At 69.9% G+C, this 12,556-nt stretch carries 13 protein-coding genes and 1 tRNA gene; 13 read left to right on the top strand and 1 reads right to left on the bottom strand.

Annotated features, from left to right (window positions below; genetic code table 11):
* Positions 1-53 precede the first annotated feature (53 nt).
* The 12 genes from rodA (at position 54) to JDY09_RS06200 (ending at position 9,647) form a co-directional block, all read left to right on the top strand.
* Positions 54-1,139 (top strand): rod shape-determining protein RodA, encoded by a 1,086-nt coding sequence (gene rodA, locus JDY09_RS06255; RefSeq protein WP_428837440.1) that lies wholly within the window; start codon positions 54-56, stop codon positions 1,137-1,139.
* A gap of 36 nt (positions 1,140-1,175) precedes the next feature.
* The gene (locus JDY09_RS06250) at positions 1,176-3,032 is read left to right on the top strand and encodes an Rne/Rng family ribonuclease (RefSeq protein ID WP_274716068.1); all 1,857 of its coding nucleotides are present in this window, start codon (positions 1,176-1,178) and stop codon (positions 3,030-3,032) included.
* A gap of 93 nt (positions 3,033-3,125) precedes the next feature.
* Positions 3,126-3,485: a 50S ribosomal protein L21 gene (gene rplU, locus JDY09_RS06245; RefSeq protein ID WP_274716067.1), complete on the top strand. Its 360-nt coding sequence runs from the start codon at positions 3,126-3,128 to the stop codon at positions 3,483-3,485.
* Complete coding sequence (gene rpmA, locus JDY09_RS06240; protein ID WP_274716066.1) at positions 3,475-3,729, top strand: 50S ribosomal protein L27; 255 nt, start codon at positions 3,475-3,477, stop codon at positions 3,727-3,729. The genes rplU and rpmA overlap by 11 nt, the downstream gene beginning before the upstream one ends.
* 10 nt (positions 3,730-3,739) lie before the next feature.
* Positions 3,740-5,038, top strand: a complete 1,299-nt coding sequence (gene obgE / locus JDY09_RS06235; RefSeq protein ID WP_274716065.1) for a GTPase ObgE — start codon at positions 3,740-3,742, stop codon at positions 5,036-5,038.
* Positions 5,028-5,450, top strand: coding sequence for a hypothetical protein (locus JDY09_RS06230; protein WP_274716064.1), 423 nt, complete (start codon positions 5,028-5,030; stop codon positions 5,448-5,450). Before obgE ends, JDY09_RS06230 begins: the two co-directional genes overlap by 11 nt.
* Positions 5,451-5,591: 141 nt before the next feature.
* Complete coding sequence (proB, locus tag JDY09_RS06225; protein WP_274716063.1) at positions 5,592-6,683, top strand: glutamate 5-kinase; 1,092 nt, start codon at positions 5,592-5,594, stop codon at positions 6,681-6,683.
* 26 nt (positions 6,684-6,709) lie between these two features.
* Positions 6,710-7,984, top strand: a complete 1,275-nt coding sequence (locus JDY09_RS06220) for a glutamate-5-semialdehyde dehydrogenase (RefSeq protein ID WP_274716062.1) — start codon at positions 6,710-6,712, stop codon at positions 7,982-7,984.
* Between the two features lies 1 nt (position 7,985).
* Entirely contained in the window at positions 7,986-8,609 is a 624-nt protein-coding gene (nadD, locus tag JDY09_RS06215; RefSeq protein ID WP_274716061.1) for a nicotinate-nucleotide adenylyltransferase, read from the top strand.
* A complete protein-coding gene (rsfS, locus tag JDY09_RS06210) occupies positions 8,606-9,067 on the top strand; it encodes a ribosome silencing factor (protein WP_274716060.1) in 462 nt (153 codons plus the stop codon). The genes nadD and rsfS overlap by 4 nt, the downstream gene beginning before the upstream one ends.
* A 35-nt stretch (positions 9,068-9,102) precedes the next feature.
* On the top strand, positions 9,103-9,477 hold the full coding sequence (locus tag JDY09_RS06205) for a hypothetical protein (protein WP_274716059.1): 375 nt from the start codon (positions 9,103-9,105) through the stop codon (positions 9,475-9,477).
* Positions 9,478-9,574: 97 nt separating this feature from the next.
* A tRNA-Ala gene (locus JDY09_RS06200) sits at positions 9,575-9,647 on the top strand.
* Positions 9,648-9,660: 13 nt separating this feature from the next.
* Here JDY09_RS06200 and JDY09_RS06195 read toward each other — a convergent pair.
* On the bottom strand, positions 9,661-10,353 hold the full coding sequence (locus tag JDY09_RS06195) for a TetR/AcrR family transcriptional regulator (RefSeq protein ID WP_274716058.1): 693 nt from the start codon (positions 10,351-10,353) through the stop codon (positions 9,661-9,663).
* 187 nt (positions 10,354-10,540) lie between these two features.
* Here JDY09_RS06195 and JDY09_RS06190 point away from each other — a divergent pair, with 187 nt between their 5' ends.
* Positions 10,541-12,526, top strand: a complete 1,986-nt coding sequence (locus tag JDY09_RS06190) for a hypothetical protein (RefSeq protein ID WP_274716057.1) — start codon at positions 10,541-10,543, stop codon at positions 12,524-12,526.
* Positions 12,527-12,556 lie beyond the last annotated feature (30 nt).

Below are 12,556 nucleotides of genomic sequence, written 5' to 3'. Positions count from 1 at the left end.
GGCAGCCCACGCGGCTGCTGGCCGGCGTCGACCCGCTCATGCTCGTCGCGACGGTGGGTTTGCTCGCCGCGAGCATCGTCGTGCTGCTCGAGGCGACGACGGGCGACATCCCGGGGCAGCCCTACTACTACGTGTGGCGCCAGCTCGCCTACGGCGTCGTCGGGCTGGTCCTGATGCTGGCGGTCTCGCGGATCGACTACTCGCGCCTGCGCGAGTACCGCAACGCTATCTACCTCGGGATGATCGGCTCGATCGTCGCGGTGTTCGCGATCGGGTCGGCGGCGCGCGGGTCTCGGCGCTGGATCGAACTGCCGTTCTTCAACTTTCAACCCTCGGAGCTGGGCAAGCTGTTGCTCGTGGTCGCTCTCGCCGGCTTCGTCGTCGACAGGATCCGGCAGCTGCACGAGCGGCAGACCACGGTGAAGGTCACGCTCCTCGGCTTGGGGCCGGCGACCCTCGTCGTAGCCCAGCCCGATCTGGGAACGGGTCTCGTCTATCTCGCCATTACCGGTGCCGTCCTTTTCGTCGCTGGAACGCGCTGGAGCCATCTGGCGGCGCTAGCTGCCGTGGGGGTGAGCGCAGCCGTTTTTGCGCTCGTGGTCGCCCCGGCGGTCGGGGTCGAGGTGCTCAAGCCCTACCAGCGCGACCGCCTCACGGCGTTCCTTCACCCGACCGCCGACCCGCGCGAAGAGGGCTACCAGGTAAACCAGTCGCTCACAGCGATCGGTGCCGGCGGGAAGACCGGCCGTGGCAGCGAGGCGACACAGACGAAGCTCAACTTCCTACCCGAACACCACACCGACTTCATCTTCGCGGTGGTCGGCGAGGTCTTCGGTTTCGTCGGGGCGGCGTTAGTGCTCAGTCTCTACGCGCTCCTGATCTGGCGGGCGCTGAGAGTGGTGACGCTGGCGAAGAACCTCTTCGGGGCGCTGCTGGCGGCCGGAGTGACCGCGATGCTCATGTTCCAAGTCTTCGTGAACGTGGGCATGACGATCGGCCTCGCGCCGATCACCGGCGTGCCGCTGCCGCTCCTCAGCTACGGCGGTTCTTCGGTGATCGTCACGCTCTTGGCGCTAGGGCTTTTGCAGTCGATCCACGCTAGGTCCCGCGAGCTCTCGTTGGCGAAGGCGGTCGCGTGATGCAAGGACGGACCTTCGACACGAGAGGACGGAAACTTGAGAAAGCAGGTACTCGTTGCGGTCGACCGCGGCGAAACGCGGGTGGCGATTCTCGAGGCCGAGGGCAGCGTCGGCGGTCGAGGACGCTCGCGTTCGCGCTCCGCCCGTAGCAGGCAGCCCGCCGACTGGCGCGTCGCCGAGATCTACGTCGAGCGGCGCGGCGCGCGCTCGATCGTCGGCAACATCTACAAAGGCCGCGTCGACAACGTCCTGCCCGGGCTCGAGGCGGCGTTCGTCGACATCGGGCTCGAGAAGAACGGCTTTTTGCACTCCGACGACATCGTTCTGCCGGGCGTCGAGGTCGCGCGGCGCGGACGCTCCGGCAAGGGCAAGAGGATCTCGGAGCTGCTTCGTCACGGGCAGGAGATCCTCGTGCAGGTCGTCAAGGATCCGCTGAAGACAAAAGGGCCGCGGCTGTCGATGCAGCTGTCGATAGCCGGGCGCTACCTCGTCTACGTTCCGCAGGGCGAAGGGATCGGCGTCTCGCGCCGGCTCGACGACCAAGAGCGCGCCCGTCTGCGCCGCGAGCTGCAGAAGATCGACCTGCCGGAGGGCGGATGGATCGTCCGCACGGCCGCCCAGGGAACGGAGCGCGGCGACTTCGAACGCGAGATCCTCTACTTGCGGATGCTCTACGACATCCTGCGCGAACGTGCCGAGCGCGCCGATGCGCCGGCGCTGGTTTTCCAGGAGGCCGATCTTCCGGTCCGCGTCGTGCGCGACATCTTCTCGAGCGAGTTCGAGCGCGCGCTGGTCGACGACCAGAAGGCACACGAGCGGCTTGTCAGCTTCCTTAGCCGCACGGCGCCTGATCTTGTCGACCGCGTCGAGCTCGACAGCGGCGAACCACCGCTCTTCGAGCGCTTCGGGGTCGAGCGCGCCTTGCGCTCGACCCTCGAGCGGCGCGTCGACCTGCCGTCGGGCGGTTATCTCGTGTTCGATTACGCCGAGGCGATGACCGTGATCGACGTCAACTCCGGGTCGTTCACCGGCCGTGGCAAGGGCGCGCGCCTCGAGGACACGATCACCAAGACCAACCTCGAAGCGGCCGAAGAGATCGTCCGCCAGCTGCGGCTACGCGACATCGGCGGGATCATCGTCATCGACTTCATTGACATGGCTCGCGCGCGCAACCGCGACGCGGTGCTGCGGCGCCTGCGCGAGGCGCTTGAGCGCGACCGCACGAAGACCTATGTCGTCGAGGTCTCGCCGCTCGGGCTGGTCGAGATGACGCGCCAGAACGTCACCGAAGGTGTGCGCGGGATCCTCACCAAGCCGTGTCCTACCTGTGCCGGCGAGGGGGTGGTGCTGAGCGAGGAGACGGTGGCGCTGCAGGCTGCCCGCTGGCTGCGCGAGACCGCGTTCGCTCACCCTGGTGCGGAGGCGTTGTTGGTGCGTATGCACCCGCGCGTCTCGGCGCTGCTCACCCGTTCGCCCGACCACTGGATCGACGAGATCGAGACCGAAACCGGGAAGCGTTTCCACTTCGAGGGCACGGAAGCGCTGCCGATCGACCACATGGAGGTCGTGGCCGAGGGGACGCTCGACGAGATCGCCGAGCGGGCGCTGCCGTTCCGCGAGGGCGACGAGGTGTTCGTCGAGCTGGTCGAGCCGCACATGTACAACGAGGACGACGCTGTAGCCAAGCTCGACGGCTATGTGGTGGCTGTACGCGGCGCTGCCGGCCTCGTCGGCCAGAAGGTGCTGGTGCGGATCGAGCGGGTGGGCCGCTCTTCGGCGGAGGCGACGCTCGTCGCAGAGGGCGGCGCGAGCAGCGACAGCGACCCTGCGGACGGCGGAGCGACGCGGCGAGGCGGACGTCGAGCGCGGCGGCGCAGCGCCGCGAGCGCCTGAGCTGGGCTAGCGGGGCTCGCAGCCGCCGGCCAAGGGGTCCGCTCGCTCGCTAGACTGCCGGCTCGTTCTCGCCAGCGGCGGGGTGGAGTCGTCGTGTACGCAGTAGTCAGAGTTCAAGGCAAGCAATATCGGGTCGCCGAAGGCCAGCAGCTGCTGGTCGATCGGTTGCACGCCGAGCCGGGCGAGCGGGTCGAACTCGAGCCGCTGCTCGTGCGCCCCGACGGTGGCGACGTCGTGCTCGACGCCAAAGCGCTCGCCAAGGCTCGCGTCGAGGCTGTAGTGAAACAGCACGAGCGCGGGCCGAAGCTGCGTATCCTCAAGTTCAAACCGAAGAAGGGCTACAAGCGCCGCACCGGTTTCCGGGCCGAACTGACACGGCTCGAGGTCACGAAGATCGCTATGACCGGCACGCGTAGCTCCAAGTCCGAAAAGAAGCAGGGCGATGGCTCATAAGAAAGGACTCGGTTCCAGCCGCAACGGGCGTGACTCGGAGGCCAAGCGCCTCGGCGTCAAGGTGTTCGCTGGCGAGGTCGTGAGCGGCGGCGAGATCCTCGTGCGCCAGCGGGGGACGCCCTTCAAGCCGGGCGACGGTGTCGGTATCGGTCGCGACCACACGCTGTTCGCCTTGCGACCAGGTGTCGTGAAGTTCACGCGCGGTCGCCGCGGGCGGCTGGTTCACGTGGTGCCGCCCTCGTAGGCGGCAGCGGTTGTTCTGCGATCGCGCCGAGATACATGTCCGCGCCGGCGCGGGCGGTGACGGCTGCGTGTCGTTCCGGCGCGAGGCGTACGTACCGAAAGGCGGTCCGGACGGCGGCGACGGTGGTCGCGGCGGCGACGTCGTTCTTGTCTGCGACGGCGATCTGCGCGACCTCCGTGCCTACCTGCGCAAGCGCCGCTACGTGGCCGGCCGCGGCCAGCACGGGCGCGGCGCCGAGCGCCACGGGCGACGGGGGGAGGACGTCGAGCTGCCCGTGCCGCCCGGGACCGTGGCTACCGATGCGAGCACGGGCGAGCGTTTCGAGCTGTTGGCGCCGGGCCAGCGGGTGGTGGTCGCGCGCGGCGGCGCCGGCGGGCGCGGCAACCGGCGGTTCGCTACTCCCACTCGCCAGGCGCCCCGCTTCGCCGAGCGCGGCTTGCCCGGCGAAGAGCGGACGCTGCGGCTGGAGCTCAAACTGCTCGCCGACGCCGGCCTCGTCGGCCTTCCCAACGCCGGCAAGTCGTCGCTGTTGCGACGGCTGACGCGGGCGCGGCCGCGGGTTGCCGACTACCCGTTCACGACGATCGAGCCGAACCTCGGCGCGATCGAGGACGACGACGGTCGCCAGCTCGTCGTAGCCGACATCCCCGGGCTCATCGAAGGGGCCAGCGCCGGTGCCGGTCTCGGTCACGAATTTCTCGCCCACGTCGAGCGCTGCCGGTTGCTCGTGCATGTGGTCGACTGTGCGCCGATCGACGGCTCCGACCCGGTCGCGAACTTCGCTGTCGTCGAGCGGGAACTCGCCGCGCACGGGCACGGCCTGGCCGAACTGCCGCGCGTTCTCTGCATCTCGAAGGCCGACCTCCTGCCCGCCGGCGAGGCCGAACGTGTCGCCGCGGCGGTCGCGGCGCGGTACGGCTTCCAGCCCGACGACGTCGTCGTCACGTCTTCGGCGACCGGACGGGGGGTCGACGAGCTCAAGCGACTGATCTTCCGGCGCGTGCCCCGCGACACCGCTGCGGCGCCGGAACCGGTCGTCGCGCGCGTCTACCGGCCCGGGGCCGACCGTGTCGTGACCGTCGAGCGGGTGGGAGACGGACGCTTCAGGGTGGCGGGCCCACAAGTGGAGCGGCTGATAGCGCGCCACGACCTCGACAATCCCGACGCTCTCGAATACATCGAACAGCGGCTGCGTAGGCTCGGAGTGGTGCGCGAGCTCGAGGCAGCCGGCTTCCGTCCTGGCGACACCGTCGAGATCGCGGGCGTCGAATTCGACTTCGAGCCCGAGGAGGTCGGCGGTGAGAGCTAGACGCCTCACGCTGGCGCTGGCGATCGTTTTCGCAGCGGCGCTCGCCGTGGCGGTGGTGCGCTGGGCGACGGCTCCAAGCGACGCCGAGCGGGTACGCGGCGTCATCGAGCGTTTCGTCACTGCCACCAACGCGCGCGACGCCGCTGCGCTCTGCGACGAAGTGCTCTCGCTGCGTTTTCTGGAAGCGCAAACCGGAGCGCGCGGCGAGCGCGCGCGCAGCCTCTGTCGCCGCGACATCGCCTCGCTCCAAGACACGCGCCTGCGGCTGGTGGCGATCGAAGCGGTGCGTGTCGACGGCGATCGCGCCGTGGCGAGAGCCCGGATCGCTTACGGATCGGTGGTGCGCCGCCAGCGGCTCTTCTTCCGGCGTGATGACGGCCGGTGGCGGATCGACGGCGGTTCGCCCCTGTAGCCGCTGCGGGGGCGGGGGGCCGCTGTGATCGATGCGGCGCGGCTGTCGCTGCCGGCTGACGCTGCCGCGGTTACACGCCACTCGCCGCGAGTGGGGGCCGAGCCCCGTTGCGCACCAAGGTCCGACCGTAACCTTGCATCCGTGCGCCCGATCGTCGTAAAGCTCGGCTCTGCGCTCGTGGCCGACGAGCAGGGGGTCGTGCGCAGCGACGTCCTCGAGCGTGTCGCCGCAACGGTCGCCGAGCGCGCTCGTCGCGGCGAGCGCTTCGTGATCGTCAGCTCCGGGGCGATCGCCTGCGGCCTGCGTGAGCTCGGTATCGCTGTGCGTCCAACACAGATGGAGGAGCTACAAGCCGCGTCGGCGGTGGGGCAGGGGACCGTGTACCGAGCCTGGCACGACTTGCTCAACAGCCACGGTGTGCGCTCCGCGCAGGTCCTCCTCACCTTCTACGACATGGCGCAGCGCACCCACTACGTCAACGCGCGGCACACCCTCGCAACGCTGCTGCGCTGGGGTGTGGTGCCGGTCGTCAACGAGAACGACACCACCACGACCGACGAGATCTCGTTCGGCGACAACGACTTTCTGGCCGCGCAAGTGGCGATCCTGGTGGAAGCGCGGCTGCTGCTGCTGCTCACCGACACCGACGGTCTTTACACCGCCGATCCCAGGCGTGACGCGAGCGCTCGTCTGGTCAGCGAGGTACGCGATCCACGCGAGCTCGCCAACTACACGATCGGCGAGAGCGGCAGCGCTGTCGGCTCGGGCGGCATGCGGTCGAAGGTAGCCGCCGCCGAGATGGTCACCGGGGCGGGCATCGCCTGCGTCGTCGCCTCGGGGCTCGACCCGAGAGCGCTCGCCACCGTCCTCGCCGGAGGTCGCGCGGGCACGCTGTTCCACCCTCGGCGTGGCCGCGAGCCGAGCTTCAAACTCTGGTTGCGCCACGCCAAGCCGGCGCGCGGTGCGGTTGTCGTCGACGCCGGTGCGGTACGGGCGCTGGTCGAGCGTGGCAGCAGCTTGCTGCCGGTGGGGATCCTCGCCGTGGAGGGGGAGTTCGAACCGGGCGACGCTGTCGAGATCCGCCACGACGGCCGCCTGGTAGGGAAGGGAATCGTCAACTACAGCGCCGACGAGCTGCGTCGGGTGATGGGCCTGACAAGCGACCGCGTACGCGAGCTGTTGCCGCACGCGAGCGAAGAAGCCGTGCACCGCAACTACCTCGCGCTCGCTTGAACGCGGCCAGCGTTACTCTTGCCGGGATGGCGATCGCGGCCGCAACCGTCGAGGAGCTGTGTCGTCGCGCGAAGGCGGCGTCACGGCTGCTCGCTCGGCTCGACCGTCGGGTGCGTGACGCTGCTCTTGAGCGCATCGCTACGACGCTCGCGGAGCGGGTTGAGGAAATCCTCGAGGCTAACGCCGACGACGTGGCGCGTGGCCGTGAGGCAGGGCTCGACGACGCACTGATCGATCGCTTGTCACTAAGCGAGGAGCGGATCGCGGCGATCGCGGCCGGTGTGCGGGCGGTGGCGGCGCTCCCCGATCCCGTCGGCGAGGTGATCGAGGGGCGCCGTCTGCCCAACGGTCTCGACCTGCGCCGCGTGCGCGTACCGCTCGGCGTTGTCGCTGTGGTCTACGAGGCGCGACCGAACGTGACCATCGATTGCGCCGCGCTCTGTCTCAAGTCGGGCAACGCCGTCGTGCTGCGTGGTTCGTCGAGCGCAGAGCGGTCGAACGCGATTCTGGCCACGATCGCCGCCCAGGCGGCCGCCGCCGAGGGTGTGCCGGCCGACGCGATCGTGCTCGTACCGCCGGGAGAGCGCGGCGACGACCTGCGCGCTCTCGCCACTGCCAAGGACACGATCGACCTGATCATCCCCCGCGGCGGGGAGGGTCTCAAGCGAGCGCTCGAGGCGGTCGCGACCGTGCCCGTGATCTACGCCGCTGCTGGCAACTGCCACGTCTACGTAGACGCTCACGCCGACCTCGACCGCGCTCGCAGGATCGTCATCAACGCCAAAACCCAGCGCCCAGGTGTTTGCAACGCTTGCGAGACTCTGCTCGTGCACAGTGCTGTCGCGCCACGTTTCGTACCCGCGATCGTCGACGATCTGCTCGAACGCGGCGTCGAACTGCGCGTCTGTGCGCGCACGCAGGCGCTCGCCAAGGATCGAGCGACGCAGCTGCGCCCGGCGACCGAGGACGACTGGCGCACGGAGTACCTGGCGCCGATCCTCGCGGTCCGTGTCGTCGACACGCTCGACGAAGCGGTGGAGCACATCGCTCGCTACGGCTCGGGCCACTCAGAGGCGATCGTCACTGCCTCGACCGACGCGGCACGCGCGTTCTGCGATCGCGTCGACGCTGCCTGCGTGTACGTCAACGCCTCGACGCGCTTCACCGACGGTTACGAGTTCGGTCTGGGAGCCGAGATCGGCAACTCGACGCAAAAGCTGCACGCGCGCGGTCCGATCGGTTTGCGCGAGCTGACGACCTACAAGTACATCGTCGAGGGCACGGGTCACGTGCGCGAGTGACGTGAGGGTCGGTCTTCTCGGAGGCACCTTCAACCCACCGCACCTCGGGCACCTGGTGCTCGCGCAGGAGGCGGCTGCGCGTTTCGACCTCGAGCGCGTGCTGTGGATACCGGCGGCGCGACCACCGCACCGTGAGGTTGAAGACGACCCCGGTGCCGACGTCCGCGCCGAGCTCTGCGAGCTCGCGATCGGCGACGATCCGCGCTTCGCTGTCTCGCGGCTTGAGCTCGAACGCGAGGGGCCCTCGTACACGGTCGACACTGTCACCGAGCTGCGCGAGCGCGAGCCCGATCTAGAGCCGGTGCTGATTCTCGGCGGCGACCAGGCAGCGAGCTTGCCGCGTTGGCACGAGCCCGAGCGGCTGCTCGAGCTCGCCGAGGTGGTTGTCGTCGATCGCACCGGCTGGTCGCGTGACGCGGTCGCGATCTCGATCGCCCGCTTGCGCGGCGTCGAAAGAGTGCGCTACTTCGAGATGCCGCGGGTCGAGATTTCCTCGAGTCTCGTACGGCTGCGCATACGTCGTGGCCAGCCGATCCGCTACCTCGTTCCGGACGCGGTGCACGAGCGGATATTCGCGTCCGGGCTGTACGGCGCCGGCCGCCAGGAGGTGGCGGCGTCCCGGTGAACGGGCGCTCGTCCCGGCCGCGCATCTCGCGAACAGCTGCTCGTTCGGCAGCCGGTGCCGTGCGGCAAGCGGCGAGCGGCGAGGAGATAGCCGAGCGCGCTGCCGCTGCCGCCCTCGAAAAGAAGGGCGAGGACGTGGTCGTGCTGGACCTACGCGCGATCGCCGGGTTCACCGACTTTTTCGTTATCGCCACGGGCCGCAGCGACCGTCAGGCGCGCGCAATCGCCGAGTCGATCCGCGACGAGCTGAAAGCAGCGGGCATCCGGCCGGCGCGAATCGAGGGCGAGCGCGAAGCGTCGTGGATCCTTCTCGACTACCTGGACTGCGTGGTGCACGTCTTTACGCCCGAGGCGCGCGACTACTACCGCCTGGAGTCGCTGTGGGAGGAGGCGCCGCGCCGACACTTCGCCGCACCCGAGCTTGGCGCAACGGATCTTGCCGAGCCCGACGAGGGCTAAAACACAGCGGCGTTTGTGCCGAATAGGACAACACGATGACGGATACCAACCAGAGCGTTGTCGGCGAGCAGGCCGTGGACGAGGTCTCGCAGGCCGTGAGCGCGCGCGGTCCGGTGCGGCTGGAGCTCCCCGTCGAACAAGCGGAGGCTCTGCACCAGTGGCTCCTGACCGCGAGTGCGAACGGCCAGACCGCTCTCGACGATCCGAACCTGAGCGCCGTGTTGGCGAAGCTCGGTCACGACCTCGACGCAATGCGCACCGTGCAGGCGGTGCGGCGCGAGCTCGAAGAGGTCGGGTTCGACCACACACGGTTGAGCGACGAGCAGGTCGCCGAGCTCGGGCGGCGGATTCTCGAGGCCCACAGGCCGCGCCCGCGGGTATCGCGCGACGGCGAAGCTTCCTCCCAGTAACAGGGCCGAGGCGCAGCGACGGTGGCCGCCGGGACTCCGGCGGCCACACCCCTGCGCGCGCGGACCGGCCGGTGAGCGTTTAAACTCGCCGCCACACGGGGCTGTAGCTCAGCTGGGAGAGCGCGGCGCTGGCAGCGCCGAGGTCACGGGTTCGAGTCCCGTCAGCTCCACTTTCGCTTGCGGCTAGGAGCCGCGGGAGTCGCGCAGTGCCAGGATCCCGCGCAGGGTCGCTGCCAGGTAGTGCTCGGCGAAGTGCCTGATCCCCTCGGGTGTTTCGAGGTCGAGCACCGAGTGCGGCGTGACGACGAACGAGAGCACGGCCCGCGTCAGAAGCTCGGAAACCGCTTGGATCTCTTCTTCGTCGAGCGGTAGGCGGCCGGCCGCAGCTTCTTCGCGCGCGAACCGCGCGATGAACTCGCGGCCGGCGGCCAGGACGCGCTCGCCCTCGGTGGTGAGCGCTGGCAGGATCAGCTCCGGCTCGCTGCGCAAAAGCCGGCGCAGAAGGCGGTGCTGGCGGAGGTACAGCAGGCCGAACACGAAACCCTCGACGAGCCGCTCCTCGAGTGTGGCGCACGAGCGTGTCGCCTCTTCGACGGCGCGCAAGAAGCGCCGCATCTCGTGCAGGACGAGCGCCTCGATGAGGCGGTTCTTCTTCGGGAAGTAGCGGTAGACGGTGACGCGCGAGACGCCGACGCGGCGGGCGACGTCGTCGATCGTGAAACGTCTGAGACCGAAGTCCTCGACCTGTTCGGCGGCTGCCTGCAGGATCCGCTCTTCGGTCGTCTCGGCGTTGCCGGGAGCGTCGAGCAGCTGATCGACGAGCTCTTCCGCGCCTGGGGAAGTCGCGGAGCTGTCGGTGCCTGCGTTTCCGTTCATCCAGAGAGACCGTACAGCCAAAGTCGTCGGGATACATTCAGACGCATGCTGTAACATGCGTCTTATCGTTTTGCGGCTGTGGTGGGTGGCGAACGATCGGCGCCCGCCGCAAGACTGGTCCGGGGGGTCTCCCGGCGCCGCGAGGCGGAAAACGGACAAGACACAAAGAGCGTGGAGGTGGAAGCGAGTGGCTGAGGCGTTCTTCGCGCAAGCGGCACCCTCGGCAGGCGGAGCGCCGCTCGACCAGCTCGCCGTCCTGGCGGCTGTCTACTGGGGCGGCAGCGCAGCCGTGATCGCGACTTGCGTGCGCTACCGGCGCGGGAAAGCGCGGCCGCTGCGTGTCGCAGGGCGTGTCGTAGGGCGTCTCTTCGGTCTCCCAGGGTGGTCGGCGCTGCCCGTGGCGATTGCGACCGTCGGTCTGCTCGCAGCGATGTGGGGTGGGATGTGGGACATCGGCTACCACATCGACCAAGGGCGCGACACCGGCCCCCTCGGCAACCCCGCCCACTACCCGATGCTGTTCGGCATATTCGCCGCGTTCGCGGCGGGGGTGCTAGCGCTCGGCACCGCCGACCAGCGCGACCGCGGACCCGCCTGGGTCCTGGCCGGCGGCGGCCGGCGCGGGCCCCTCGGCGGCGCGCTGTTGGCCGCCGCGATGCTCTTCGCTCTCGCCGCGCTCTCGCTCGACGACGTCTGGCACCGCATCTACGGGCAGGACGTAACGCTCTGGTCGCCGACCCACTTCGTCTTTCTCTTCTTCGGCGTGCTGAGCGTCGTCGGCATGCTCGTGCTCGTCCAGGAGGGCGCGGAAGCACGCGCCAAGCGCGCTTCAGCTGGCGTCGCTGGGCGGGACGAGAGCCGCGCGGTGGCGCCCACGTTGGCCGGCGCCCGCCGCTGGGCGCGCTGGTTCGGCGCTGCCCAGCGAGCGACGCTACTCGGAGGTCTTCTCTGCGGGCTCGAGCTGTTCCTCGCCGAGTACGACTACGGCGTTCCGCTCTACCGCCAGGTATGGCAGCCGCTCGTGCTCGCGCTCGCCGCAGCGTTCGTGCTGGTGGCGGCGCGCGCGTGGGTTGGGCGTGGCGCGGCGCTGGGAGCTGCCACGGCGTACGTCGCGGTGCGCGGCAGCGCCAGCCTGTTTGCTGGTGCGATGGGAGTGCACACGCCGACGTTGCCGCTCTTTTTCGCCGAGGCACTAGCTGTCGAGGTCGTCGGGTCGCTGCTGCTTTCGCGGCGAGCGGTGCCCGCGCCCACGCGAACGGTTGGGTTCGGCGCCGTCGCCGGCGTCGTCAGCGCCGCGGCCGGCTTCGCCGCTGGCTACGGCTGGTCGCGCGTGGCGATGCCGCTGCCGTGGACAACCGCGCTGCTGCCGGAGGGGCTCCTGCTCGCCCTCCTCGGCGGCTGCGCCGGCGGCGTGCTAGGAGCGCTGTTCGCGGCATCGCTGCGCGGCGCTCTGCCGCGGCCGGCGCTGGCACGCGCAGGGTTCGCCGGGGCCGCGGCGCTGGCGGTGGGCGCCTGTGTGGCCGCCTCGCTGCGCACCGTGCCCGACGCCGTGGCGCGCGTCGAGCTTCGGCCGGTCGCAGGATCGAGTGGAGAGGCTTACGTGGTGGCGCGTCTCTCCCCAGCGGCGATCGCGGCCCAGCCGAACTGGTTGTACGTGCTCGCCTGGCAGGGCCGGCGCGACCGTGTGGTCGCGCCGATGGCGCGAGCGGCGGACGGCAGCTATCGCAGCACAAGTCCGGTGCCTCTGGCCGGAACCTGGAAGGCGGCGCTACGCCTGAACGCTGGTCGGGTGCGCGGGGCGGTGCCGTTGCGCCTGCCGGCCGACGCTGGGCTCGACGGCTCGCGGCGCTCGCTACCGGTGAGCTTCACGCGCAGCCAACTCGAGCGGGCGATGCGCGACGCGGCCGGTGCGGCGCTGCCCGCTGCGCCCGTCTTCACCCGCGCCTTCGTGGGCGACGAGTGGATCTTCCTGCGCGAGGCACGCGGCGTTCCGCCCTGGCTGTGGCAGGCCGGCCTCGCCACGGTTCTGGGAGCCTGGGCGGCGATGGCGCTGGCGCTTGCACTTAGCCTAGGGCGGCTCGGTCGGCGCTTCGAGGCGCGCGGCGGAATGAGCAGCGGGGCGCGACCAGCCGGCAGGGGGCAGCTTCGGCACGCCGCGGCCCAGGCCACTTAAGGGGGGCAGCGCGGACGAGCGAGCCGCGTG

The organism is Thermoleophilum album (assembly GCF_028867705.1).
In the GTDB taxonomy this organism is placed as follows: Bacteria; Actinomycetota; Thermoleophilia; order Solirubrobacterales; family Thermoleophilaceae; genus Thermoleophilum.
The sequence above is the reverse complement of the archived record's forward strand: the minus strand, read 5'-3'. Positions and strand labels throughout refer to the sequence as shown.

Coding starts and splice junctions, on each gene's coding strand:
- rpmA (WP_274716066.1), top strand. CDS start 3,475: ATGGCTCATAAGAAAGGACTCGGTTCCAGCCGCAACGGGCGTGACTCG.
- JDY09_RS06220 (WP_274716062.1), top strand. CDS start 6,710: ATGGCGATCGCGGCCGCAACCGTCGAGGAGCTGTGTCGTCGCGCGAAG.
- JDY09_RS06205 (WP_274716059.1), top strand. CDS start 9,103: ATGACGGATACCAACCAGAGCGTTGTCGGCGAGCAGGCCGTGGACGAG.
- JDY09_RS06195 (WP_274716058.1), bottom strand. CDS start 10,353: ATGAACGGAAACGCAGGCACCGACAGCTCCGCGACTTCCCCAGGCGCG.